The organism is Cellvibrio sp. BR (assembly GCF_000263355.1).
In the GTDB taxonomy this organism is placed as follows: Bacteria; Pseudomonadota; Gammaproteobacteria; order Pseudomonadales; family Cellvibrionaceae; genus Cellvibrio.
Genome location: NZ_JH668201.1, coordinates 333,708 through 356,333, shown reverse-complemented (window position 1 = coordinate 356,333; position 22,626 = coordinate 333,708). Strand labels below are relative to the sequence as shown.

Below are 22,626 nucleotides of genomic sequence, written 5' to 3'. Positions count from 1 at the left end.
TAGTCACAAATTTGATGCATAAAAAAAGCGGCTTGCGCCGCCTTTGAAAGAATTAAATTCACTAGCGCTGCATATCATATTTGCGCATTTTTTCAACCAGTGTCGTACGGCGCACACATAATTTATCGGCGGCGCGCGCAACAACACCACCGCAGTCGTTAAGCGCTTGTTGAATCAAACTCATTTCCAGATTGGTAATGTATTCACGCAAATCAATTCCCTGCTCCGGTAACAGCGGTGTATCGTTCATGCTCACATAACCAGCACCCGCTGAGTTTTCACTAACCACACGCTGGGAGGATTGCACAAAATCTTCTTCAACTACGTCAATGTGACGGTATTTTGCAGGCAAATCCTGTACACCAATAACACCAAAAGGGTGAGTGATCGCCATGCGTTCAACCAAATTCGCCAGTTCGCGCACATTACCGCTCCACTCATGTTGGCAGAGCGACATAATCGCGGCGGAATTAAAACGAATTGAACCGCGCTGCTCACTTTCCATACGCGACACCAACTCATTAATCAGCAGAGGGATATCTTCTGCCCGCTCTTTTAGTGAAGGTAGTTCAATAGGGAAAACATTCAGGCGATAAAACAAATCCTCACGGAAAGTATTGTCGGTAATCATTTGTTCAAGGTTGCGATGGGTCGCCGCAATAATGCGAACATCAACCGGCTGTGTTTTATTGCTGCCTACACGCTCAAAACAACGCTCTTGCAATACCCGCAGAATTTTTACCTGCATGTTAAGTGGCATATCGCCAATTTCATCTAAAAATAAGGTGCCACCTTCGGCCATTTCAAAACGCCCGGCGCGAGAATTGATTGCACCGGTAAATGCACCTTTTTCATGACCAAACAATTCACTTTCCAACAGCTCTGCAGGAATGGCACCGCAGTTAACCGGTACAAAAGGTTTATCACGACGGGGGGAGTTGTAATGCAAATTGCGCGCAACCACTTCTTTGCCGGTACCCGATTCACCGGTAATCAATACCGACACATCTTTATCAGCAACTTGCGCCATCATTTCGCGCACATTTTGAATTTCGCGGCTGGTTCCCACCAAACTGCGGAATAAATGTACAGGGCGACGTTGCGGTTGGCGTTTGGAACTGGATTGAGCTTCGCAATACAACTGTGCGCGGTGCAAGGTATCAACCAGCTTGCTGTAGGTAGGAGGAACCGAGAGATTGGCAATCACCATAAAACGCAGTGCATCCTCCAAACTGGCATCAGCGTTTTGATTTTCATCACCCACCAGCACAATTGCTAATTCATCATTCCAGTTGCGCACATCTTTGAGCAGTTGGGTAAGATTTTGTTTGCTGGCGCGATAATCACCAATAAAAACGGCGACATAATCTTCGCCATGATTCTGATCAGCCACCGCCGATAACCAATTATCGCTGGCACTGACCAATGCAGGCTCACTGAGAAATTCCAATAACACATTTAGATCGTGTCGACGTGACGGATTATCGTCAATAACCAAAACTTTGTTGTTGCGCCACATACCCCAAGACCTTTTTCATTTCATGCCAATGACTTATGGCTGCCAATTAGCTGACAACTACACACGGCGAGAAGATTTATGGGAGTAAGTATTAGTAGAGACTGTGAGGTTAGTCAAATTAATGACGAATTTTTATTGGCGCTTTATCAGAAAGACAACAATTTGAATATTTATTCGCCAAAAAAATGCCTGACAAAAATCAGAATGAAAAAGTCACTATTATTTTTGTCAGGTGCGGGTTTAATTTTTACTGTAACAATCGGAATGATCAGGGAGCCTTGGCGGCTTGCGGGCCAATTTCATCCCAACCAGACTTGACTGTTTTTAGCAGCTGAATGACCTCAACTACTTTATCTATATCGTTTTGTGCAGAGGCTTCCAACAGGCGAAGATTAATGTATTCATAAAGCTGATCCAGACGCTCGGATATTTCGCCGGCATCCATATCTAACGAGCTACGCAAACCACCGACAATGCCAATCGCTTTACCAAGCATTTCACCTTTAACGGCAATATCGCCCCGCTCCATCGCACCTTGCGCTGCCGCCAAACGCCCCAACGCGCCTTCAAATAACAGTTGAATTAAACGATGGGGCGATGCATGACTGACTTCGGATTCAATACCGAGCTTCTGATATTGTTTGAGTGCTTCTTGCGGATTGTAATTAGACACAGCATATACCTGATAGCCATAGAATTAACCTAGGCTAGCAGGGTCGGCTGCTTTTGGCGAGTATTGCGCATAAAAAGCAGGTTGCGGTGTTAATTTCCGGCGAACTTGTGGCTATCTGGGGCAATGTTTGCGTGACTTTGTGATCAAGTTGCATGCAGCAAGGTTACTTCCTGCCGACATTGAGCGATCAAACCAGCATAAACGCCTTTCAATTCACTCAGGGCGCGAATCAATGTTGATTTGTCATTACGATTAGCGGCAATCACCCTGTCTATTAATACAACGCAAACACGATCCAAATGACGAATGCGCTCCCAATCTTCTTGCTGCAAGGCGACAGTTAACGCCTGCTGCAGTGAGCGCATGGCCATTATCCCGGCCTCACCGGTGTAATCTGGCTCAGGTACTAATCGTAGCGTCATCGCAGACTCCTTAAACGTCTTTGCCAATTGCATCCCAGGCAGATTTAATCTCCCCGAGCAAGCGCGCACATTCGTCCAGTTGATCAATGCTGTTTTCGTAATTAGCCTGGGTTAACCGACGGATAATGTAATCGTAAAGGCTATCTAAATTTGCCGCTAATGCGCCGCCTTCATTGTCATTCAAACTGCCCTGCAAGCCCCCTACTATTGCCGCCGCTTTGCTGATTAACTCACCTTTGCGCGCAAATTGTTTTTGCGCAATAGCACCTTTTGCTTGCGCAATACGCTCCAGAGCACCTTCAAATAACATCTGGATGAGACGATGGGGAGAAGCAGATTCAACACCGGAATGAACTTTAACGCTGGCATAGCTATTTACGGCAGAATAGGAATTCATACATCACCATTGATTGTTGCGGCTCAACAAGGAGCGGAATGCTGCGGCCCTAAACAGCGCCTGAACAGTCGCGACCAGAACATTCGCTGGTCTTATAAGCTAGCGGCTATATCGCAAAAACCTTTAACAAAAAGTGACGCTCATGCAAAAAACTATTCTGATCACCGGTGCCTCAACGGGTATAGGTTATGAAGCCGCCCAGGCGCTACGAATTGCGGGCTACCGGGTTATCGCCAGCTGCCGCAAAATTACCGATGTAGCACGGCTCACCGCTGAAGGCTTTGAATGCCTGCAGTTGGACTTGAGCGATTCAGGTTCAATCCAAACAGCCTTTAAAGAATTAATCGCACTTACCGACGGAGAAATTTATGCACTCTTTAACAACGGCGCCTATGGGCAGCCGGGAGCGATAGAGGACTTACCTATTGATGCATTACGCAAACAATTTGATACCAACTTTTTTGGTTGGTGTGAGTTAACGCGTTTAATACTGCCGGTCATGATCAAGCAGGGTTATGGACGAATCATTCAGAACTCATCGATTCTGGGCATTTCCGCCATGCCGTTACGCGGGGCATATAACGCGAGCAAATATGCAATTGAAGGTATTAGCGATACATTGCGCCTTGAATTAGCCGGCACCGGGGTATTTGTTTCACTGATTGAACCGGGACCGATACGCAGCGAATTTCGTAAAAATGCTCTCACTGCACTACTGGAAAACATCGACACCGAACAAAGCCGCCACCGGGATATTTACGCAAAGGCAATCAATCGCCTGGGCAAAGCAGAAACCAACACCCCCTTCACCCTGGAACCAGCGGCTGTTATTAAACGGCTTAAACATGCCCTCGAGTCACCTCGTCCACAAGCACGTTATTACGTCACCTTCCCCACTTACCTCGTTGGTGTAATGAAGCGAATTCTGCCTAATCGTTTGCTGGATAAACTTCTGCTCAAAATAGGCGGTTAATTCATTTTCGATTCAGTCATGAGAATTAAATTAACAATATCTATAACGGGGGAAAAACGATGGCCAAATATACCGCTCCATTCATTTTATGCACCGCTTTACTAGCAACCACCGCGAATGCCGATTCCCTTCGCTGCAATGGTCAACTCGCCAGTGCGGGCGATACAAAAGCGGATATTATCGAACTGTGTGGTGAGCCACTGATGACCGATAGCTACTGCGAGCCCTCCGCCGCAATCACCACTCCACAAGGTGTTCAAAACGGCAACAACAACATTCAAAACAATGTCGCCATTCAAACCTGCACGGAAGTCGAGATCTGGACCTACAACCCAGGCAAAGGCAAATTTATGACCCATCTGTATTTTACTCAGGGCGAATTGCGCAACATTCGCTATGGCAACAGGGTGAAATAACAGCAGTTTGAAAAACTATTGCACAAGCTGATTTACTGTATATAATCACAGACACTGTACAGATAAACAGACCCAGGAGTGCACTATGTTTGACTTAACGCCCCGACAGGAACAGGTACTGCAATTGATCCGCAGTTATGCGGATGAAACCGGTTATCCACCTACCCGCGCCGAAATCGCACGTATCTTAGGTTTTAAGTCAGCAAATGCTGCCGAAGAACATATCAAAGCGCTTGCTCGCAAAGGGGCAATCGAAATTATCCCCGGCGCATCGCGCGGTATTAAATTACCTGAATTGCAAGCGGGCATTCCTATTATCGGACGAGTTGCTGCAGGCAACCCGATCCTTGCACAAGAACATATTGAAGATTACTGCAACATTCCCACCAGCTTCTTTTCGCCCAGCGCTGACTTCTTTCTGCGAGTGCATGGCATGAGCATGAAAGATGCCGGCATTCTTGATGGTGACTTACTCGCAGTACATAAAACTGATCAGGCACGCAATGGCCAAATCGTTGTCGCCCGTATTGGTGAAGAAGTCACAGTAAAACGATTCAAGCGTGCAGGTAACCGCGCACAAGTTGAGTTATGGCCAGAGAACCCCGATTTCGATGTCATTCTGGTTGATACCCGCGACCAGGAATTCAGTATTGAAGGTTTAAGCGTAGGAGTAATTCGCCGTGACTAATATCGCTCGTGTTATACCCCAACATACCCCCAACCAGAAAACTGCCAGCGGTGTCACCGAGCTGGTATTAACCAGCGACTCGCCAGAACAGCTCGCCCTGCTATTGCCCATGATTGCATTTTTAAGCAATAGCGCCAGTGACCGCTGGATTACCTGGATCGCACCGCACAATATCAGTAGGGATTTGCTTGAATCCTACGGCGTAAATACTCGCTTTATCCGCGTTATTCATGCGCAAGATCCACAGGCTCTGTTGTGGATAACCTGGGAGGCACTGTCTGCTGGCAACAGCCACACGGTTATATCCAGTCCTGGGAAATTAAGTGATAAGGAGCTGTCACAGCTGGAGACGGCAGCAGCAAAAGGTCAATGTCAGGGGTTGCTGCTACGTGTTAGATAAATTCAAGTTGAATAATGGAGATCAAGGACGATAACAACCTCGCTTAATCAATGCAGCATCATTTTTTCCAGCTCGGATAATTCACTAAAATTATCATCCAATTGGGCTTCTGCCTGCTGATCTGCAATTTCCCCTGCTACATCCATTCCCGCTTCAATCATCGCTTTGGCGACCATGAACTTTTCCTCTCCCAGAAATGCCAGAGATTCCTGCGAAAAACGAATTGTTACCAAGGGCTCATTAGTCTCGCTATCTGCGCGTTGCAAGGCAACATCGCCATTCGTCAGCTCAACAATTTCATAAAAGGAAGACATAGGGTTCCCGTTATTGACGCAAGAAAAGGGCGCGCATTCTAACACCCAATGTTATGGAAGCCTATTTACCAGCCATTTATCAGGCGTTGTACTTGAAAAATATCAACCCACGCGAGGGATTGCCTGCAATAACAAGCAACCGGCAGAACTTTTAAGCCTGTGGCCAGCATGGGTGTTAGCAGGAATTAGTGCCACATCACCGCTAGCCAATGTGGCAGCAGCGGCATCATCACCAATAATTACGTCTCCTTCCAACACCATTAACAAGCAATAGCGCTCAACATCAAAGTGATGAATACCATTCAAGGCAATCCGGCGTACTTCAAATTCATCGAAGTTAACGATGCGCTGAATCTGAATATCGTCGCTCTCATAAACTATGACCGGTGGAAGCAAATGCTCAGCATTGATATCGACCAGGCTCAAGGCCTCATCCGTGTCCCAATGCTGCTGAGTAAGAACCTTTTGGCCGAAACTAAGAATCTTTCGCTCATAAACCGGCGTCTGGAATTCTACGACCCGCACACCGTGCTGAAGTGCATGCGGTACCAATCTTGGTACAGCAACCACATCGCCAATCGAGAGCGGTAGATGTGCAATAAAACGATCCATCGCATCTTTCAAATCCTGCTCACGAACTACTAAATCTTTATATTCAATATCTTGCGAGAGCTGCTTAACCCATAACTTTAATTGATCTACAGCAACTGGTTGATCCAATGGGATACCCAGCTCCTGCTTTTTTTGATCGAGTACCGCATCAATTGCTCGCCGTGTTTTTTCGTAGTCCTTCACCGCTTTACGATATGCGTCTTTAAATGCATTCCATGTCAGATACTGCGCTCGCATGGCGGGATCAAAGCCAAGCTGAATGGAACCACGCCCATCTGGCCATGCACACTTATCAACATGAGTGACGACGTAAACTTCCTGCTTCTGCTCGTGCAACTCAAAATACAGATCGCCATAGCGTTCATCCGCAAGTGGATCGAGGACTTTGAGAAGAATCAGTTGCTCGGCAACGGTCATTGCCAGTTGATCGCGCAAGAACTCCATCACCCAGGGTAAAGGTAAGCTCCCCCCATCCCCTATCACTCGGGCCTGCCCGCGCGTTTCAATACCGGTATACCAAATTTCTTGCCCCCAAGGCTTGGGGATATAAACCGGCTCCAATAATAGGGGGGACGAGATCCGAACTAGCGGGAAACCCTGCTCGCGACAATAACGAACCATTGACTCAACATTGGCAGGCACCAATTCCACTTCATGAAGACGATCACTGGAGCAAGGAAAGATACTGATACTGACGTCGGGAATAACCGACTGGTGATTTGACAACGAGATCGAAATCAACGCGAGCAAATCCTGTTGCGGTTGCCCGGCAAGGTAATTTGCATCATGGACAAAACGCACAGCAAATATATCAACGCTGGTTTTATCTGCAGGGTCCTGCCACGACTTTATGCGCTGGGCCAAACACCTGTCCGGTGTTGTATTTTTATCCAGAGTAAGAAGAATCAAACCTGTCTCTTTGATGGGTTAACCGAAAAATAGAATCTAGTTTATCAGAGCAGTGTAATTTCTTGCTGGCAAAACAATAGGGATTACATTTGTGTACATATAAAAAAGGCCGGCATTAAGCCGACCTTTGGATATCAAGATTGCCTTGGCACCAAAGCAACCTGAATACAGACCCTGTGATTAGTTGAGTCGTTCCAACACGGTAGTAATGCCCTGTCCCAAACCAATACACATGGTTGAAACACCCATGGTTAAATCGCGATCTTGCATTACCGTCAGCAATGACCCAGTGATACGAGTACCGGAGCAACCAAAGGGGTGCCCCAAAGCAATCGCGCCACCGTGTAAATTTACCTTGTCGTTCATAGCGTCGAGTAACTTGAGATCCTTCAACACCGGTAATGCCTGGGCAGCAAAAGCCTCGTTCAACTCTACGGCATCAATATCATCGATGGTCAGATTGACCGCTTTCAATGCCTTCTCTGTGGATGGTACAGGGCCGTAACCCATAATTGACGGATCAACCCCGGCAAGCCCCATAGAGACAACTTTAGCGATAGGCTTGAGCCCAAGCGATTTGGCGCGCTCGGCAGACATGACCAGCATGACTGATGCACCATCACTCATTTGTGAAGATGTACCTGCTGTGACCTGACCATTTTTAGGGTCAAAAACCGGCGGCAATTTGGCTAGCGCTTCATAAGTAGTGTCAGGGCGAATGGTTTCATCCTGATTCACCGCCATCAAAAAACCATCGGCATTGTGACCGTTAACCGCAATAATCTCGCGATCAAATTTACCCTGGTCACGGGCCTTAGCAGCCAACAGATGGGAACGCACACCAAATTCGTCCATTTGCTGACGGTTGATGCCGTGCAACAACGCCAGGTATTCCGCTGTCATCCCCATATTGCCCGCCGCTTTCGCAACCGACAAACCCAATAAGGGGTTAATACTGACCGATTCATACATGGGCAAATGCCCCATGTGTTCAACACCACCGATTAAATACACATCACCTTGGCCAGCACGGATATTGACTGTGGCGGTGTGCAACGCTGACATAGAAGAACCGCACAAGCGATTGATAGTTTGTGCTGGAATTGTGTGCGGCAATCCGGCCAATAACAAAATATTGCGGGCTACGTTAAATGCTTGCTCTTCGCGCTGCATAACACAACCCCAAAGCAAATCATCAATAGTATTGGGGTCCAGCTGTGGGTTGCGCGCAAGCAACCCTTTAATGATTGCCGCGGAAATATCGTCAGCGCGCACATTGCGGAAGCAGCCATTTTTGGAGCGCCCCATAGCGCTACGTGCGTAATCGACGATAACGGCATCGCGTGGTTGTAAGCTCATTATTCTGACTCCTTAGCCGTAAAATTTTTGGTTGTTGGCCGCTTTGGCTTTAAGGCTATCCGGTGCTTGATAAAGCGCACCGAGCGCACTGAATTTTGCCGCCATATCACAGAATGTCTGGGCGCCAATGGAATCGATCCAACGGAATACGCCACCGCGGAAAGGCGGGAAACCTGTGCCATAAACCAACGCCATATCGGCCTCAGCCGCCGTTTCCACAATGCCTTCATCCAAGCAGCGGGTAAGCTCAGTTGCCATCGGAATCATCATGCGCGCGATAATATCTTCGTCACTAATCTCCATAGAACTTTGAATACCTGACTTCAGAATATCCAACACTTCAGGTGCAGCTACTTTCGCTGGCTTACCTTTTTTGTCGAGCGCGTAGTTATAAAAACCCTTTTCTGATTTTTGACCGAGGCGACCAGCCGCAAATAGTGCATCAATGCAAGAGGTAAAATCACGCTGCATACGGTCAGGAAAACCATCAGCCATTACCTTTTCGGCGTGAACAGCAGTATCTATTCCAACAACGTCGAGCAAATACGCCGGGCCCATCGGCCAACCCCAGGTTTCCATCAATTTGTCGATGCGCTGAAAATCCACACCATCCCGCACCAACATGGCAAAACCAGCCAGATAAGGAAACAACACGCGATTCACTAAAAAGCCGGGGCAATCCTTAACCACAATGGGCTTTTTACCCATGGCATTGGCATAGGCAACCGTGCGTGCGATAGCGTTGTCGGAGGTTTTCGCGCCGCGAATAACTTCAACCAGCGGCATCATGTGCACAGGGTTAAAAAAATGCATGCCGCAGAAATTTTCCGGCCGCACCAAACCTTCAGCAAGGTAGGTAATGGAAATGGTCGAGGTATTAGAAGCAATGACGGTGTCGACCCCTACTTTACTTTCCGCTTCGGCTAACACTGCTTTTTTCACTTTCGGGTTTTCTACAACGGCCTCTACCACAATATCAATTTGATCAAACCCGTCATAGGTCAATGCAGGTTCAATGCGGTTTAACACATCGCCCATTTCAGCAGCAGTGAGCTTTTTACGCTCCACACGCTTGCTCAGTAATTTATTCGCCTCCGACAAACCAAGATCAATACCCTTTTGGGCGATGTCCTTCATTTTAATGGGCACACCTTTCAGCGCTGATTGGTAGGCAATACCACCGCCCATAATTCCAGCCCCCAGAACCGCTGCACGGCCGATTTTTTTATCCGCTTTTTTCTCCCAGCTTTTGGCCTTCTTACTGAGCAGCTGCTCATTGATAAAAATGCCCACCAAGGATTGGGCCACAGGGGTTAAAGCCATTTTGGCAAACCCTTCAGCCTCGATTTGCAGCGCCTCATCACGGCCTTTATCGGCGGCTTTTTGCATACATTTAATCGCGGTGACCGGCGCAGGATAGTTGCGCCCGGCTTGTGCACCAACAAATGCTTTTGAGGTCTCGAAAGCCATCATTGATTCAATAAAATTCAATTGCAGTGGTGACTTTTTCTGGGTACGGCGCGCTTTGTAATCAAATACACCGGCCATGCATTGCTGCAGACAATTGAGCGCCGCATCGCGCAACTTTTCTGGCTCGACCACAGCATCAACTACCCTTACTGTTAAGGCCGTTGCCGCATCATTTTCTTTACCCGCGGCGATCCACTCAACCGCAGTATCCAACCCTGCAACACGTGGCAAACGCACCGTGCCGCCCCAACCAGGGATAATGCCCAGCTTGGTTTCCGGCAAGCCTACTTTGGCAGCGGTATTGGCAATGCGGTAATCACAGGATAAACAAAACTCCAACCCGCCCCCCAATGCAAAACCATTGATGGCGACAACACTTGGGAAGGGTAAATCCTCCAAACGGCAAAAATTGCGATTATTTGCTGCAAGATGACCGATAACCTGATCAGGCCCCGACGCAAACACAGCGCCAAATTCGGTGATATCCGCACCAACAATAAAGACATCTTTGGCACTAGTTACCAGCAGGCCTTTAACATCAACGGCCTTTTCCAGCAGATCTAGCACTTGTTGAAGTTCAGCAACGGCGAGCAAATTAAATTTATTGACTGACTCGCCTTGCAGATCAAAGGTCAATTCCGCAATGCCATCGGGCAAAAGGGAAACCTTGAGGGCTTTTCCTTGAAACATAATGAATCTCTCTTTTATCTAGGGAGGGAAAATCTGAGTTTGAGTGTAGCAGCATGAACGGGACTTGCCCTAGAGCAGCGCAAAAGGCTGACAACAAACGCACAAAAGAAGATCTTTTTAAATTGACAGTTCAAAAAACGAACAGATATAGAACCGCAGTTCCTCTGGGGTTAAATTGCTGAAACGAAAGAGTTGCCCGGCGGGAATACAGAATGACTGCCCCTGCATTAAGGTTTGTTTACCTTGGGGCAAGATAAGCATGAGAGAACCATTCAATACAACGCCGGAGAGTTCTGCAGGAGCTACCAAAAAGGCGCTACTGGACTGAGCGGGTAATACCAGGGTTTGTTGCTTAACACGAGGCATCTGTGTACCGGAGGTTCCAGAGGCGATACTTTCGTGCGAAAAGGAAAAAAAGTCGGAAAGGGTAATGGGGATAGCAGACAGAATACGAGCCAATGACTGCACACTGGGGCTAACCTGTCCCTGCTCAATAGTGGATATGCTGCTATTAGTCATACCCGCACGTTTGGCAAGTTCGCGCTGCGAAATACCAGCCAACTCGCGCAATAATTTAAGTCGCACTCCCGTATCGGGTGATGCCTGAAAATCGTCTGATGGAATACTTCTATCAGTGCTCACAGCAGGCTACTCGTCCTAATAGGGGATGCAGAGGCAAAAAGAGGTCAAGCAACTCAAGTTAGCGCACCGGTCAGTAACCGGCGCACGTTAGATACCTACTTTTTAGAAGCAAGCAGTTGCTCTCTTTCAAGTGTAGGTAGGTTATCAACAATTAACTGATAAGAGTGGTCAATCATGCGTTGGATTTGATCCGACGGTACTGAGCCATCAAGAATCACCGTATTCCAATGTTTTTTGTTCATTTGGAAGCCGGGCCGAACCGCAGGGTACTGCTCACGCAGTTGCAAGGCGAGATCGGGATCACACTTCAAACTAACACGTGGTACACCACCTTCAGCAGTCAGGGTCGCAAACATTTTATGGCAGACTTTATATACGGCCATATCCGGGCCAGAGGGAAACATTTCCTTGGCTTGGTGTTTGTTTAAAAGATACTTCTGTGCAGAAAGAAAATCCATGTTTTAGTCCTTTATCGAACAACTCAGGTCGATTTAAAAGCTATAAATTGGGTTAAGGAGCACTCGATGCCTCACGGCCATTTGCGACTGCTCATATATACTGCCCTGCGCCTACATCGGTTACATTCAAAGCGCGGTTTCATAGAAATCCGCACACCCAACTAAGGTTGATTATAGACAAGTGAAGCACATCACACTTCAATTACCACTCCAAATCAGGGCTCGCTCCTTCACCTGTGGCTATTTTGCATCAGGCGCTCAATAAACGATAGTCGATATGGCGCATAATTCAACATTTTTTAGCGTCCTTCTGCCATTAGATGTAATAAATCAGGCTATTCATACGAAAAGCGGTTGAAACAGATCTTCGAAAAAAACTCTAATGCACCATAATGCCGCATTAGAATGAAGTGCGTCGATACTCTCGATACTCAGGCTCCCAGAAATTTTTATTGATTTTTTCATCAATTAAATCGCTCGGGATAGGTAGTGCTACACCATCAGCAATTGCCTGAACAATCACAGCCTTTGCAATTAACTTACTTACGGCACGAATATCATCCAGCAGAGGTAGTAGCGCACCTGTGCCAGTGCTCGCCAGTGGCGATGCGCTGGCTAGCGCCCTACTCGCCGCCATCATCATGTTATCGGTCACTCGCGTGGCTTTGGCGACAATCACTCCAAGACCAACACCCGGGAATATATAGCTGTTATTACATTGGGCTATATCTATCACCCTATCGCCCATGTCAACTGGAGCAAAAGGACTACCGGTAGCAACCATTGCCTTGCCCGCACTCCAACGCAGTAAATCTACCGGTTGTGCCTCCGCCTGGGAGGTAGGATTAGACAATGGCAAAATCAGTGGATACTCGCAGTGAGCCTGCATTGCTTCCACAATAGCTTTAGTGAATAAACCGGCCTGCCCTGAGACACCAATCAGTACTGTCGGGCGCGCATTAGTAACAACATCCAGCAAACTTAAGCGCCCATCTGCTCCTAACGACACAGAACGCCATGAAGCAACTACCTCATCAGGAGTACAGAACGGGCGCTGGAATTCAAACAAATCCGGTGAATTCGTTTGCAACAGCCCATCACGACTCATTAAGAAGATGCGACTCCGGGCTTCTGCATGAGTTGCCCCTTCCGCCATCATTTGTTTCACTATTTGATCGGCGATACCACAACCTGCGGAGCCAGCACCCGCAAATACAATTCGCTGATCTTTTAACTGTTCACCTTTCGCCAGACAAGCTGCCATCAAGGTACCAACTGCAACTGCAGCCGTACCTTGGATATCATCATTGAAGCAGCAGAGTTGATCGCGATAACGGTTAAGTAAGGGTGTGGCGTGGTCTTGCGCGAAATCCTCAAATTGCAGTAGCACATTTGGCCAACGCACTTTGACGGCCTGAATAAACTCATCAACAAATTCGTAATACTCATCACCCGTGATGCGCTTATGGCGCCACCCCATGTACATGGGGTCGCTCAACAGAGCTTCATTATTAGTACCAATATCCAAAGTAACAGGTAATGTATAAGCAGGACTAATGCCGCCACAGGCGGTATAAAGGGCGAGTTTACCAATAGGAATACCCATCCCACCTATGCCCTGATCACCTAGCCCCAAGATACGCTCACCATCAGTCACTACGATCACTTTTACATTCTGCTTGGTAGCGTTTTGCAACATGTCATCAATACGGGCGCGATCAGGGTACGAAATAAACAATCCGCGCTTCCGGCGATAAATTTTTGAAAACTGCTGGCAGGCCAAGCCTACCGTCGGGGTATAAATAAGTGGCATTATTTCGGTCAGATGATCGGTCACCAAACGGAAATAAGCCGTTTCATTGGTGTCCTGAATATTGCGCAAATAAATATGCTTATCGATAGGCGACTCAAATGAGCAGAGCTGCTGATAAACACGCGCCTCCTGCTCCTCAATTGTCTCGATGTTATAAGGCAACAAGCCTTCAAGATTGAATTGCTGACGCTCACGTTCTGTAAATGCACTACCTTTATTGAGCAAAGGTGCTTCCAATAAAGCCGGGCCAGCAAAGGGAATATAAATAGGACGTTTCTTGGTCATGAGAGTCACAAAAACCTATGAAAAGATATTTCAAACCATAGCGCAATTGATTCCCCAGAACCAGCTGGGGCAAACAATTATTATTTTGGTGAAGGCCAGCGTAGAATACGGGCCTCACTACGCCAGTAACTTAGTTAAATAAGAGATTGTTATGAACCTCGATCAATTTTTAGCAACACTTAAAAACACACCGGATTCGATTGAGTTTAGCGAAACCATTGCTGCGATTGACGCTCATTATCACTTCACACCTACGCGTTTTAACAACGGCAAACTGGTGAATGAAGCGGGTCAAAATTCAGGCTCTTGTAAAATCTTCTCGTTTGCCCAAATGCACAATTTTTCAGAAAACCAAACACTCGCCTGTTTTGGTGATTACTATCGCAAAGATGTACTGCAACACCCCGAGGCGACAGACCACCAGAATATCCGTAATTTTATGCAAACCGGGTGGTCAGGTATTCAATTCGATGGGGCCGCGCTGAGCGCAAAATAAAACCGAGGACTGCACGATGAAAAATGCCACAGTATTAATTGCCATCTGCTTACTTTTCGCCTGCAGCTCCCAACAACCTACGCCCAAACCAGAAGCGCACAACACACTGACTCAGTGCCCCGACCAACGTCCGCAGATATGCACCATGGACTATCGACCAGTTTGTGCCACTCGCGATACCGGCGTGCGCTGTGTTACTACACCCTGCCCTTCAAGCGAACAAAAAACCTACAGCAATGGTTGTAGTGCCTGCGCAGATGCCGCTGTCATAGGCTACATCGCAGATGAATGCAAACCAGTAACAAACCCGTAATTTATTAGAGAAAAATCAGCTCATGTGGGTGCAAAAAGAATATCAACTCAAGGCGAGAGCGCGCGGATTTCATCTTATTACGGAAGAAATCATTCAACAGTTACCCGAGCTTAAACAAGTTAAGGTTGGACTGTTGAATATTCTTATTAAACACACTTCGGCATCGCTCACCATTAACGAAAATGCCGACCCCACGGTGCGCAAGGATTTCGAAAGCTTCTTTAATCGCGCAGTAGCGGAAGATGAGCCCTATTATCTGCACCGGGATGAGGGTGGCGATGATATGCCCGCTCACCTCAAAGCCAGCTTGCTCGGGGCGAGCTTGAATATTCCCATCACTAATGGCCGCTTGAATATGGGAATTTGGCAGGGAGTTTACCTTACACATTAGTTGCCATATTGACATTACTACACATAAGTTTGATTATCACCTGACAATACCTCAATCTGTCGGGTCACCCACTTTGGCACACCTCGAATCCTACGCAGCTCTACCTTACATCCGCATCGACGGAGACTGGGCTCCGCGCGAATCCAGTAAACCTAAGACCAAGTACACCATTTTCTGGTCTGATGGCTCGCTGTGGATGGAGGCTCATCGTTACTTGGCAGAAAAGCGAGTAAAGTCTCCAACGATTCGTAGCAATGCTTACGATTTAAAGGCCTATGCAGATTGGTTGGAGGAAAACAATCTTCACTGGCTCCACTTTCCCATTAAACGCGAGGATCGCTGCTTGGAACGATTCCGCGGGCATCTTATAAATACCTCAACTAAGACAAGCTCATTAGCTTCGCGACGAATAAATGCAGTCGTCAACTTCTACAAATGGGTCAAGGCGAGAGGATTAATAGATAAACAGCTTGAGATGTGGGCTGACCAGCAGATTGCAGCTACATATTTCGACCAGACAGGCTTCAATCGCACGTTAAGTGTGTGGACAACCGACCTAAGAATTCCACACCGAAAGGCAAACATCACTAGTGTCGAAGACGGCTTAATGCCACTCTCTACCGAAGATAGGGATACCCTGTTGAGGTATTTGAAGCAAAATTCCAGTGAACAAAACATAATTTTACACGCCATGTTTACTCTGGGGTTCTTCACAGGAGCGCGCATCGGATCAATAAGGACACTTCGGATTGAAAATCTTAAAAGCGCTATAGTAGATCCGACTTCCATCTCAATCGGTGAGCACCCAGATAGTTTCATACTACTAATTGCTGCCGGACCGGGCACAGGGATCGATACAAAATTCGATGTCCGAGGTTACCTCCGCTTTCTGAAACCAGTACACGAATTCATACTTGAGTATGCTGAAACAAATGTCACTAGGCTTAAACGTCAAGCCAAAGCATCAAAGGCAAACAAGTCTTTGGTGTTTCTGACAAAAGATGGAAATCCCTACAGCGAAGCAAGCATCAACACAGCTCTTTCCGATTTAAGAAAGGCTTTAGTTCGAGACAACTTGACGCAGTTTCATGACCTTAAATTTCACCAATCCAGGGCAACCTGTGGAACCGAGCTTGCGCGTTTATATATGAGCGTAAGTGACGCAAATGCAATTGAGCATGTTAGAGATTGGTTGATGCATAAAAATGCAAGCACAACTTGGAAATACGTAAAGTTTTTAAAAACATCCAAAACAGCAAGAAAGGTGAACAAAGAGTTTACCAATCAGTTCTTAGGCCCAAACTTTTTTTAGTGGAGTGAAACGAACTTGAAGAAGCCGGAGCATCTAAAAATCAAAGAAATTGAAGGTGCATGGACCGACCTCAGTCGCTGGCTCATTAAAGGAGGAGCAGCGACAGAATCCCGATGGTTTTATCGCGATGCAACAGCTGAAGCTTGGCATGGCATTATTAAAGATCGCTTACCGTTCGTAGAAGCAATTAAGGATCTTTTAAACCTCGAAATTACGCGGGGCACATCACACGCATCAATCTACACCTACTATCACATTATCAATAAATTTATAAAATGGATCGATGTAAATGATATTCAGCTATCGGTGGAAGATAAGGCGTTAGAAACAGTGTTCCTGGCATACGATGAGTACAACTATTCTCAGGCATACGTCAAAAAGGATATCAAAGGTATAACGGCCTATAAAAACGTTCTCGATTTGAGCCAATATATATCCGACATATTGGAAAGACCCCCTCACCTGCTACTGAAATATCAATCTAAGACGATCAAATCCTATAAGGCTCCTCGTAAGACACTTATCAGTCGTGCGGCAGAGAAGCAGAGCTTAGGGGACGCAAGAATACTTGGACATTACTGCGTCGATATTTCTAACGCCATTACTGTTGAGTCGATTCATGGCCAACTACCAATAGCCCTAGACATACTGAAACCTGATGGTTCAAGACATTCAATTAGAATGCCATCTGGACTAACGGGACTGCTCAACCATCAAAACAACGTCATATCGCGAAAGGCTGTAACGCTTTGTAAACCAACCACAACGATAGATATGTTCAGAGGGAGCTTGATAAGAATTCGGCTGCTTGCTGAGATTGTGATCTTCGTATATCAAACTGGCATGAGTATGTCACAGGCTACCCAGATTGAACGAAAAGGATTTACCTATAAGCTACAGGGAAACAATGATTGGCTTGTGACATGCTACAAGGGGAGAAAAAAGGGGCCCGTCAAATTTACGATTTATAAAGAGTATCGAGAGCGATTTAAGAATTTAATAAAGTTTGTCGATTTTTTTTATCCTGAAGATTCTAAACTTTTCCCTGTCCTCTATAAGAGCACCAATAATGGCAGCGTGAACTACGGAGTGCTCAAGGCACAAGCAAAACAGGATGGGATCCCATGGATTCCACCGAGGGTAACTCGCAATACTCGTGCAAACTTTTTAGATCGCATGAGTGGTGACCCAAATCTGAGTGCTGAGATGAGCCAGCACACACGAGAAGTATTTAAGCAGGCGTATGAAAGGCCGTCACAGCAACGCGCTATGACTGCACTGACGAAATTTTGGAATAAAAAACCAGTTAGTTTGATAAACAGCGGTTGTAACGCGCAACCTGAATCCACACACGACAGACCATCAGGAGTAATTAACCCCAACTGCATCAATGAATCTGGTTGCCTGTGGTGCAAAAGCCATCGCGACATCGATTCCGAGGATTATGTGTGGTCGCTTACAACTTTTAGATACCTAAAAATTATTGAAGCTGCTCAACCAGTAAAACGTGCGATACCTGCAGACCTGGTTATTAAGCGACTGTCGGAAAAGCTGGACGCCTTCAGAGAACGCAATACGCGATCACAACAATGGGTAATTGAGTCTCTTATTCGCATTGAAGAAGGTGTCTATCACCCAACATGGAAAAACATCATTCAATTCTGGGAGTCCAGATGAACGCCTCAACTCTTCGATTTTGCGACACCCATATATCATTAATAGCTTCAGAGCTTTGCAACTACCAGCCAATAACTTACCCGCCACCAGATGATTTTTATGTTTCTGTTGACTCTGACGGCAAACCACTTTCCAAATATTGTGATGAACGGTGGGATTTTCATGCCTATAGCCGTTCTTCCTTTAATTTCAATATTCAGAAGCTTACCCCAAAAAACAAGGATCTTCTCAAGCAGGTTACATTTCTATATCTGTACCACATGCCTTTGTTTCCAGGAACGGTAAAATCAATTCAATCAACATTCAAATTGTTGAGTAAGCTTTGCAAATTTGCAGACTTACACAACATCACCATTAATCAAATTTACCGATTTCCGCGCTTGGCAAGCGATCTTATAGATTTTCTTTCACCACCACAGCACAGAAGAGTGCTTGGGATTCTTAATGCCTTATTGAGAGCGGAAAATGTTTTGGGTTGGAAAATTGCTGATGTTGCATTCATCGAAAAATTAGTTCAACTCCAAATCTCTCATATACCAGTCCAAAACGCTTATATACCCCCACGTATTTGGATGTCGCTCATTCGATCAACCGAACTCGTGATGGACGCATTTGAAATGAAGCAAGCCGCTTTTGCAAAGGCTTGGACATGGGTGCATGACGCGTATCGACACAACATTGAAAATGGTCACTCTCAAAAGAGCCCATTCGTAAATGCAGGGCGGGACACTAGCGTCAAGGGTCAAATGAAACCATCACGAGCCAAAAGACGGATTTATCGAGGAGGAGCAACAGTATTTTTTGAAGACTATGGAATAGCTGATCTCTTAAACCGATGGGTAGGCTATATACCTACTCAGAAATACGAATTACAAGCGCTCTCTGTCTATGCAAACCTCGTAAGGGATTGTGCATTCACGTTTATATTGGCACACAGTATACAGAGGCTCGGTGAAGGGCTTTCCATGCGTTCGGATTGTTTTATCGAGGACGATGACCCAACTCTCGGTAAGGTAGCGTTGCTGGCGGGTGAAACAACAAAAACTGATCCTGATAGTGATGCGCGCTGGGTCGTACCAACTTCAGTCGAACGCGCGGTCAAAATTCTTAATTTCTTCTCACGCTTGCGGTTAGACACTACGTTCAAAGTCGTCCCTCAAGATGTTCAAATAAATCCATATCTAATGACAGGCAAGATAGAACATTGGGGTTCGGGCACGAGCTCTATCAAAGTATACCAATGGGACTTAGGTAAGTTCGTAGAACTCAATCCGTTAGCATTCCCTGAAAAGGAATTTATAATTACTAAAGACGACTACAACATCGCATACCAGCTTACACCGACGCTAACGGAGAAATTATGGTTCAAGGTCGATGGCAGCTGGTCGTTTAACGCCCATCAACTAAGACGGACCTTGGCCGTAAATCTGTTTGCCTCAAACGTACCAGATGAAATTATACAGTGGATGATGAAACATAAAACCGTTTATCAAAGTTATTACTATGGACGTAATTACACGCGCCTTATAACGAATGCCAACGCTAGTGATGCAGTTACTGTCGAGGCCAATAGGTCAGCAGTACGGGAGTTAATTGAGATAGCTGAAAACAGTATTGGTGACAGCGTTCACGCCACAGGAAAAAATCTAATCGCAGTGAACACGCTCAAACTTATTGAAGATCGCGATTACAAAAAGCTGGAGGAACTCGCAAAGAGCGGCGAAGCATCTTGCCGACGCACCCTACTTGGTTTTTGCATGACTCAATCTTGTGAGTACGGCGGGGTTGAATCGGCAGTGCATTGCGCCGGAGTGGATGGAAAAGGTCCATGCAAAGATGCGGTGTTTTCCAAGCGAAATGAAAAGGGACTTAAAGCGTTATACGACGCCAACGCCATTGAGTTAACAAATCTTATAAAGAACACCCCTCGGCACTCAAAACTCAAAGCCGAGAACGAAGCTATTGAGGTCTACTTTCATGCCACGTCCCAAAAGTGTTGAAGCAGAAATGCGTGCCGCATTTGAGCGACTTAAGCTCGATGAACCAAAAAACCTACCTAAAGGCACCCGCGTGTCATTAACCAACGTGGCGAAAGAGGCTGGCATGCTGCCAGTAAGTCTACGAATGGATCGATACCCAGATTTACATAGAGAGATTACTGCGTACTCGGAGATTCATTCGACCTCTACCGAAAAGGGCAAACCCAAGAAATCAAGACAATCGGATTCAAAACGCATACAGCGACTTCAGAGTCAGAACGAAAAGCTTTTGAATATCGTAAATACACTAATCACCCTTAACGAAGAACTGGTACTAGAGAACGAGATGTTGAAAGAAGGCAAAGTAACTCGCTATACGCCATAATTTCGGGCTGAAATATTCAATTGATGAGCTTGGCATGATTTAAAACGTGCCCATCTATCAGGCTTCTACTGGCAATTTAATAATGAGGATCTGAGAAACCGCTCGAATACCGTGTCATCAGTTAACTATCTAGCGCCAGCAACTGCAAAACTTCTGTTAATAAGGCAATGCTATTCATCCCTGAAGATTGGCCTCTGACCAGATGTTTAGCACGGAAACCAAATTTAGTAGGTCCCTCGTAGTCGGCCAGTGATGTATCACCAATGAAGAGGATTTGCTCTGGTATTAATCCAGTATCCGTTAGAATCGACTCGTACATTTCTATGTCAGGTTTTATTGCACCAATTTCATAGCTGAGGTGCCGGGTGAAGTTAAATTGCGGCAATAGCTGGTCAATCACCGCGCCGTAGGGTTTTGCCAAATTAGAGCAAATGGCCAGAGGAACTCCTCGGCTGGTCAAGAAATCTAGGGTTGGTAGCACATCATCAAAGAGAGTCAGGCCGGCTAACTCTTCCTGAATTTCTTGATGTAATTGTGTGAGCATATTGGCAGGAGGAAAAATCCCAAGTGTTGCCAGCAACTCACCGCAATCCTTGTCTACCGTCATCAATTTTCGTGCGTCATCTGGTTTTGGGCTGCGCCCCTGCTCCCTAGCCCAAAGTAGAATCTTTCGGAAAGGATGATGCTTAATCCCAAACTGAACCAATGTCCCATAGAGATCAAATACAATTAATGCTGGGAAAGTATTCACTGTGAATCCTGCCGTTGATTTTTAGAGCGAACTCCATTTTGAGGCGAAGTAACTCTGTCTCATATGATCCACAGCAAACAAATTTAGTTATGCTTGGTTATGGAAAATCGTTTACTCGTCTGATAGTTGCCATCGTTCGCTCTTTTGCGGCCAGTCAGGCTGTATGAATTTTTTTCTGCGCTTACTAACATCAGCATCGACGTTTAATACCGCCTTACTATTAAGCAACTCCTTCATTGCCTGCTGAAAGTCAGTTGGATAAAGGTCACTCTCTTCCAAAAATCTAGCGAAACGTTCGTTATCAATTAATAAGGGGGTGCGTGTTAGTTTTGTTAGCAAAAATACTTTTGCGGAAAGGCGATTGTCAGTTACAGGAATACACTGTGTTACGTCATCCTCAGCCGCAAATAAGTCAGTAATAGGAGCAGCGTCAAACTGTTTTAGCAGCAAAGTTTCGTTATGCGTTATACGCTGCACAGAGATCATTTTCTCCGCCGCTTCCTTAAAGACAATGATACCTTTCGGATGTCGCGTCAGGTAAACAAGAAAGTAAAGTAATTTATTGGTGCCGGGTCGATTGATGGGAATATACGTAGACCTACCGAGATAAATCGAGTTTATATTCTTTTGATACTGGGAAAGAAATGCCCGCTGGCGATCAAAAACTGTTTCACAGCCATTATAATTAGGTTTTGTACCCAACAGTTCAATCATGTCCGGATCATGTTTTTCGATTCCAGTAGCTCTGTTGGCAAAGTCGTACATTAGGTTGATAAGAAATTCTGTTTTGGGTCGCTCTAATAACAACCTCATTGTCGTTGCACCAATAATATTTTTCCAGCCTTTAGGGTCAACAAAAAAGAAGGTGAAATGATCTTGTGTCCATTCGACTATATGGGGTATTAGTTTGGTGTAATCACCATGCATACAAGCAACTGTAATAGCAGGATCTCGATGTTTATCTAAAAATGCCTGCAGACGTGAAAATGCCTCATTGTCTTTTTCTATATAAAGCGCTCTGAATTTAACATCTCTTTTGAACGTTTTTTTGAAAATGGCTACACTTTTCCTCATTTGCGCGATGGATATACCAATAGATGTATCTGTTAACGCTTCATTTTCGTCTGACCAAGGACCAGCAAAACAATCCACATAGTTAATAACAATTTCAGACTGGCCAATAATCATGAAAAGACGCTCAAGATACGTTTTCAATATGGTGTGCTTTAAAAAGGCTTGGGGTCTACCAATATATTCCTGGGGCAAAAGCACTAATTATCTC

At 45.9% G+C, this 22,626-nt stretch carries 24 protein-coding genes; 11 read left to right on the top strand and 13 right to left on the bottom strand.

All coding sequences use genetic code 11. The features are described 5' to 3' along the window. Positions 1-61: 61 nt before the first annotated feature. The 4 genes from O59_RS06765 to fliS (O59_RS06750) form a co-directional block, all read right to left on the bottom strand. Positions 62-1,519 carry a sigma-54 dependent transcriptional regulator gene (locus O59_RS06765; protein ID WP_007640847.1) on the bottom strand — a complete coding sequence of 486 codons (1,458 nt, stop codon included), beginning with the start codon at positions 1,517-1,519 and terminating at the stop codon, positions 62-64. A 268-nt stretch (positions 1,520-1,787) separates the two neighbouring features. Continuing rightward, positions 1,788-2,192: a flagellar export chaperone FliS gene (gene fliS / locus O59_RS06760; RefSeq protein WP_007640846.1), complete on the bottom strand. Its 405-nt coding sequence runs from the start codon at positions 2,190-2,192 to the stop codon at positions 1,788-1,790. A 143-nt stretch (positions 2,193-2,335) separates the two neighbouring features. Continuing rightward, on the bottom strand, positions 2,336-2,614 hold the full coding sequence (locus O59_RS06755; protein ID WP_040391663.1) for a hypothetical protein: 279 nt from the start codon (positions 2,612-2,614) through the stop codon (positions 2,336-2,338). 10 nt (positions 2,615-2,624) lie between these two features. Beyond that, positions 2,625-3,011, bottom strand: a complete 387-nt coding sequence (gene fliS, locus O59_RS06750; RefSeq protein WP_040391661.1) for a flagellar export chaperone FliS — start codon at positions 3,009-3,011, stop codon at positions 2,625-2,627. A 142-nt stretch (positions 3,012-3,153) separates the two neighbouring features. Here fliS (O59_RS06750) and O59_RS06745 point away from each other — a divergent pair, with 142 nt between their 5' ends. From O59_RS06745 to O59_RS06730, 4 genes are all read left to right on the top strand, one after another. Further along, complete coding sequence (locus O59_RS06745; RefSeq protein ID WP_007640842.1) at positions 3,154-3,984, top strand: SDR family oxidoreductase; 831 nt, start codon at positions 3,154-3,156, stop codon at positions 3,982-3,984. 59 nt (positions 3,985-4,043) lie between these two features. Continuing rightward, the gene (locus O59_RS06740) at positions 4,044-4,400 is read left to right on the top strand and encodes a DUF2845 domain-containing protein (RefSeq protein WP_007640840.1); all 357 of its coding nucleotides are present in this window, start codon (positions 4,044-4,046) and stop codon (positions 4,398-4,400) included. An 85-nt stretch (positions 4,401-4,485) separates the two neighbouring features. Beyond that, complete coding sequence (gene lexA / locus O59_RS06735; RefSeq protein WP_007640839.1) at positions 4,486-5,088, top strand: transcriptional repressor LexA; 603 nt, start codon at positions 4,486-4,488, stop codon at positions 5,086-5,088. Next, positions 5,081-5,488 carry a cell division inhibitor SulA gene (locus O59_RS06730; protein WP_007640838.1) on the top strand — a complete coding sequence of 136 codons (408 nt, stop codon included), beginning with the start codon at positions 5,081-5,083 and terminating at the stop codon, positions 5,486-5,488. Before lexA ends, O59_RS06730 begins: the two co-directional genes overlap by 8 nt. Before the next feature lie 47 nt (positions 5,489-5,535). Here O59_RS06730 and O59_RS06725 read toward each other — a convergent pair whose 3' ends face one another. The 7 genes from O59_RS06725 to O59_RS06695 form a co-directional block, all read right to left on the bottom strand. Beyond that, entirely contained in the window at positions 5,536-5,802 is a 267-nt protein-coding gene (locus tag O59_RS06725) for a hypothetical protein (protein WP_007640837.1), read from the bottom strand. 102 nt (positions 5,803-5,904) lie between these two features. After that, complete coding sequence (locus O59_RS06720) at positions 5,905-7,323, bottom strand: hypothetical protein (protein ID WP_007640836.1); 1,419 nt, start codon at positions 7,321-7,323, stop codon at positions 5,905-5,907. A 180-nt stretch (positions 7,324-7,503) separates the two neighbouring features. Beyond that, positions 7,504-8,682: an acetyl-CoA C-acyltransferase FadA gene (fadA, locus tag O59_RS06715; RefSeq protein WP_007640835.1), complete on the bottom strand. Its 1,179-nt coding sequence runs from the start codon at positions 8,680-8,682 to the stop codon at positions 7,504-7,506. A 12-nt stretch (positions 8,683-8,694) separates the two neighbouring features. Further along, positions 8,695-10,845, bottom strand: a complete 2,151-nt coding sequence (gene fadB, locus O59_RS06710) for a fatty acid oxidation complex subunit alpha FadB (protein WP_040391656.1) — start codon at positions 10,843-10,845, stop codon at positions 8,695-8,697. Positions 10,846-10,959: 114 nt separating this feature from the next. After that, positions 10,960-11,484, bottom strand: coding sequence for a helix-turn-helix domain-containing protein (locus O59_RS22285; protein ID WP_007640833.1), 525 nt, complete (start codon positions 11,482-11,484; stop codon positions 10,960-10,962). 95 nt (positions 11,485-11,579) lie between these two features. Next, positions 11,580-11,942, bottom strand: coding sequence for an MmcQ/YjbR family DNA-binding protein (locus tag O59_RS06700; RefSeq protein ID WP_007640832.1), 363 nt, complete (start codon positions 11,940-11,942; stop codon positions 11,580-11,582). A gap of 400 nt (positions 11,943-12,342) precedes the next feature. After that, a complete protein-coding gene (locus O59_RS06695; RefSeq protein ID WP_007640831.1) occupies positions 12,343-14,040 on the bottom strand; it encodes an NAD-dependent malic enzyme in 1,698 nt (565 codons plus the stop codon). 151 nt (positions 14,041-14,191) lie between these two features. On the opposite strand from O59_RS06695, the gene O59_RS06690 reads away from it, so the two are divergent. From O59_RS06690 to O59_RS20950, 7 genes are all read left to right on the top strand, one after another. Continuing rightward, on the top strand, positions 14,192-14,536 hold the full coding sequence (locus O59_RS06690; protein ID WP_007640829.1) for a HopJ type III effector protein: 345 nt from the start codon (positions 14,192-14,194) through the stop codon (positions 14,534-14,536). A gap of 16 nt (positions 14,537-14,552) precedes the next feature. Continuing rightward, positions 14,553-14,849: a hypothetical protein gene (locus tag O59_RS21350; RefSeq protein ID WP_081489661.1), complete on the top strand. Its 297-nt coding sequence runs from the start codon at positions 14,553-14,555 to the stop codon at positions 14,847-14,849. Between the two features lie 22 nt (positions 14,850-14,871). Continuing rightward, positions 14,872-15,240, top strand: coding sequence for a secondary thiamine-phosphate synthase enzyme YjbQ (locus tag O59_RS06685; protein WP_007640827.1), 369 nt, complete (start codon positions 14,872-14,874; stop codon positions 15,238-15,240). 73 nt (positions 15,241-15,313) lie between these two features. Continuing rightward, positions 15,314-16,552: a site-specific integrase gene (locus O59_RS06680; protein ID WP_007640824.1), complete on the top strand. Its 1,239-nt coding sequence runs from the start codon at positions 15,314-15,316 to the stop codon at positions 16,550-16,552. 15 nt (positions 16,553-16,567) lie between these two features. Next, the gene (locus O59_RS06675) at positions 16,568-18,229 is read left to right on the top strand and encodes a hypothetical protein (protein WP_007640822.1); all 1,662 of its coding nucleotides are present in this window, start codon (positions 16,568-16,570) and stop codon (positions 18,227-18,229) included. Beyond that, a complete protein-coding gene (locus tag O59_RS06670; protein ID WP_151030862.1) occupies positions 18,226-20,229 on the top strand; it encodes a hypothetical protein in 2,004 nt (667 codons plus the stop codon). The genes O59_RS06675 and O59_RS06670 overlap by 4 nt, the downstream gene beginning before the upstream one ends. Then, positions 20,207-20,593, top strand: a complete 387-nt coding sequence (locus tag O59_RS20950; RefSeq protein WP_050976986.1) for a hypothetical protein — start codon at positions 20,207-20,209, stop codon at positions 20,591-20,593. The genes O59_RS06670 and O59_RS20950 overlap by 23 nt, the downstream gene beginning before the upstream one ends. A 121-nt stretch (positions 20,594-20,714) precedes the next feature. Here the strand turns inward: O59_RS20950 and O59_RS06660 are convergent, their stop codons facing one another. Further along, the gene (locus O59_RS06660; protein ID WP_040391654.1) at positions 20,715-21,344 is read right to left on the bottom strand and encodes an HAD family hydrolase; all 630 of its coding nucleotides are present in this window, start codon (positions 21,342-21,344) and stop codon (positions 20,715-20,717) included. Between the two features lie 111 nt (positions 21,345-21,455). Then, positions 21,456-22,616, bottom strand: a complete 1,161-nt coding sequence (tcmP, locus tag O59_RS06655; protein ID WP_007640815.1) for a three-Cys-motif partner protein TcmP — start codon at positions 22,614-22,616, stop codon at positions 21,456-21,458. Positions 22,617-22,626 lie beyond the last annotated feature (10 nt).

Bases quoted from the DNA above. Each gene is read 5' to 3' on its own strand.
- O59_RS06765 (WP_007640847.1), bottom strand. From the start codon at position 1,519: ATGTGGCGCAACAACAAAGTTTTGGTTATTGACGATAATCCGTCACGT.
- O59_RS06755 (WP_040391663.1), bottom strand. From the start codon at position 2,614: ATGACGCTACGATTAGTACCTGAGCCAGATTACACCGGTGAGGCCGGG.
- fliS (WP_040391661.1), bottom strand. From the start codon at position 3,011: ATGAATTCCTATTCTGCCGTAAATAGCTATGCCAGCGTTAAAGTTCAT.
- O59_RS06745 (WP_007640842.1), top strand. From the start codon at position 3,154: ATGCAAAAAACTATTCTGATCACCGGTGCCTCAACGGGTATAGGTTAT.
- O59_RS06740 (WP_007640840.1), top strand. From the start codon at position 4,044: ATGGCCAAATATACCGCTCCATTCATTTTATGCACCGCTTTACTAGCA.
- lexA (WP_007640839.1), top strand. From the start codon at position 4,486: ATGTTTGACTTAACGCCCCGACAGGAACAGGTACTGCAATTGATCCGC.
- O59_RS06725 (WP_007640837.1), bottom strand. From the start codon at position 5,802: ATGTCTTCCTTTTATGAAATTGTTGAGCTGACGAATGGCGATGTTGCC.
- fadA (WP_007640835.1), bottom strand. From the start codon at position 8,682: ATGAGCTTACAACCACGCGATGCCGTTATCGTCGATTACGCACGTAGC.
- O59_RS06700 (WP_007640832.1), bottom strand. From the start codon at position 11,942: ATGGATTTTCTTTCTGCACAGAAGTATCTTTTAAACAAACACCAAGCC.
- O59_RS06695 (WP_007640831.1), bottom strand. From the start codon at position 14,040: ATGACCAAGAAACGTCCTATTTATATTCCCTTTGCTGGCCCGGCTTTA.
- O59_RS06690 (WP_007640829.1), top strand. From the start codon at position 14,192: ATGAACCTCGATCAATTTTTAGCAACACTTAAAAACACACCGGATTCG.
- O59_RS21350 (WP_081489661.1), top strand. From the start codon at position 14,553: ATGAAAAATGCCACAGTATTAATTGCCATCTGCTTACTTTTCGCCTGC.
- O59_RS06685 (WP_007640827.1), top strand. From the start codon at position 14,872: ATGTGGGTGCAAAAAGAATATCAACTCAAGGCGAGAGCGCGCGGATTT.
- O59_RS06670 (WP_151030862.1), top strand. From the start codon at position 18,226: ATGAACGCCTCAACTCTTCGATTTTGCGACACCCATATATCATTAATA.
- O59_RS20950 (WP_050976986.1), top strand. From the start codon at position 20,207: ATGCCACGTCCCAAAAGTGTTGAAGCAGAAATGCGTGCCGCATTTGAG.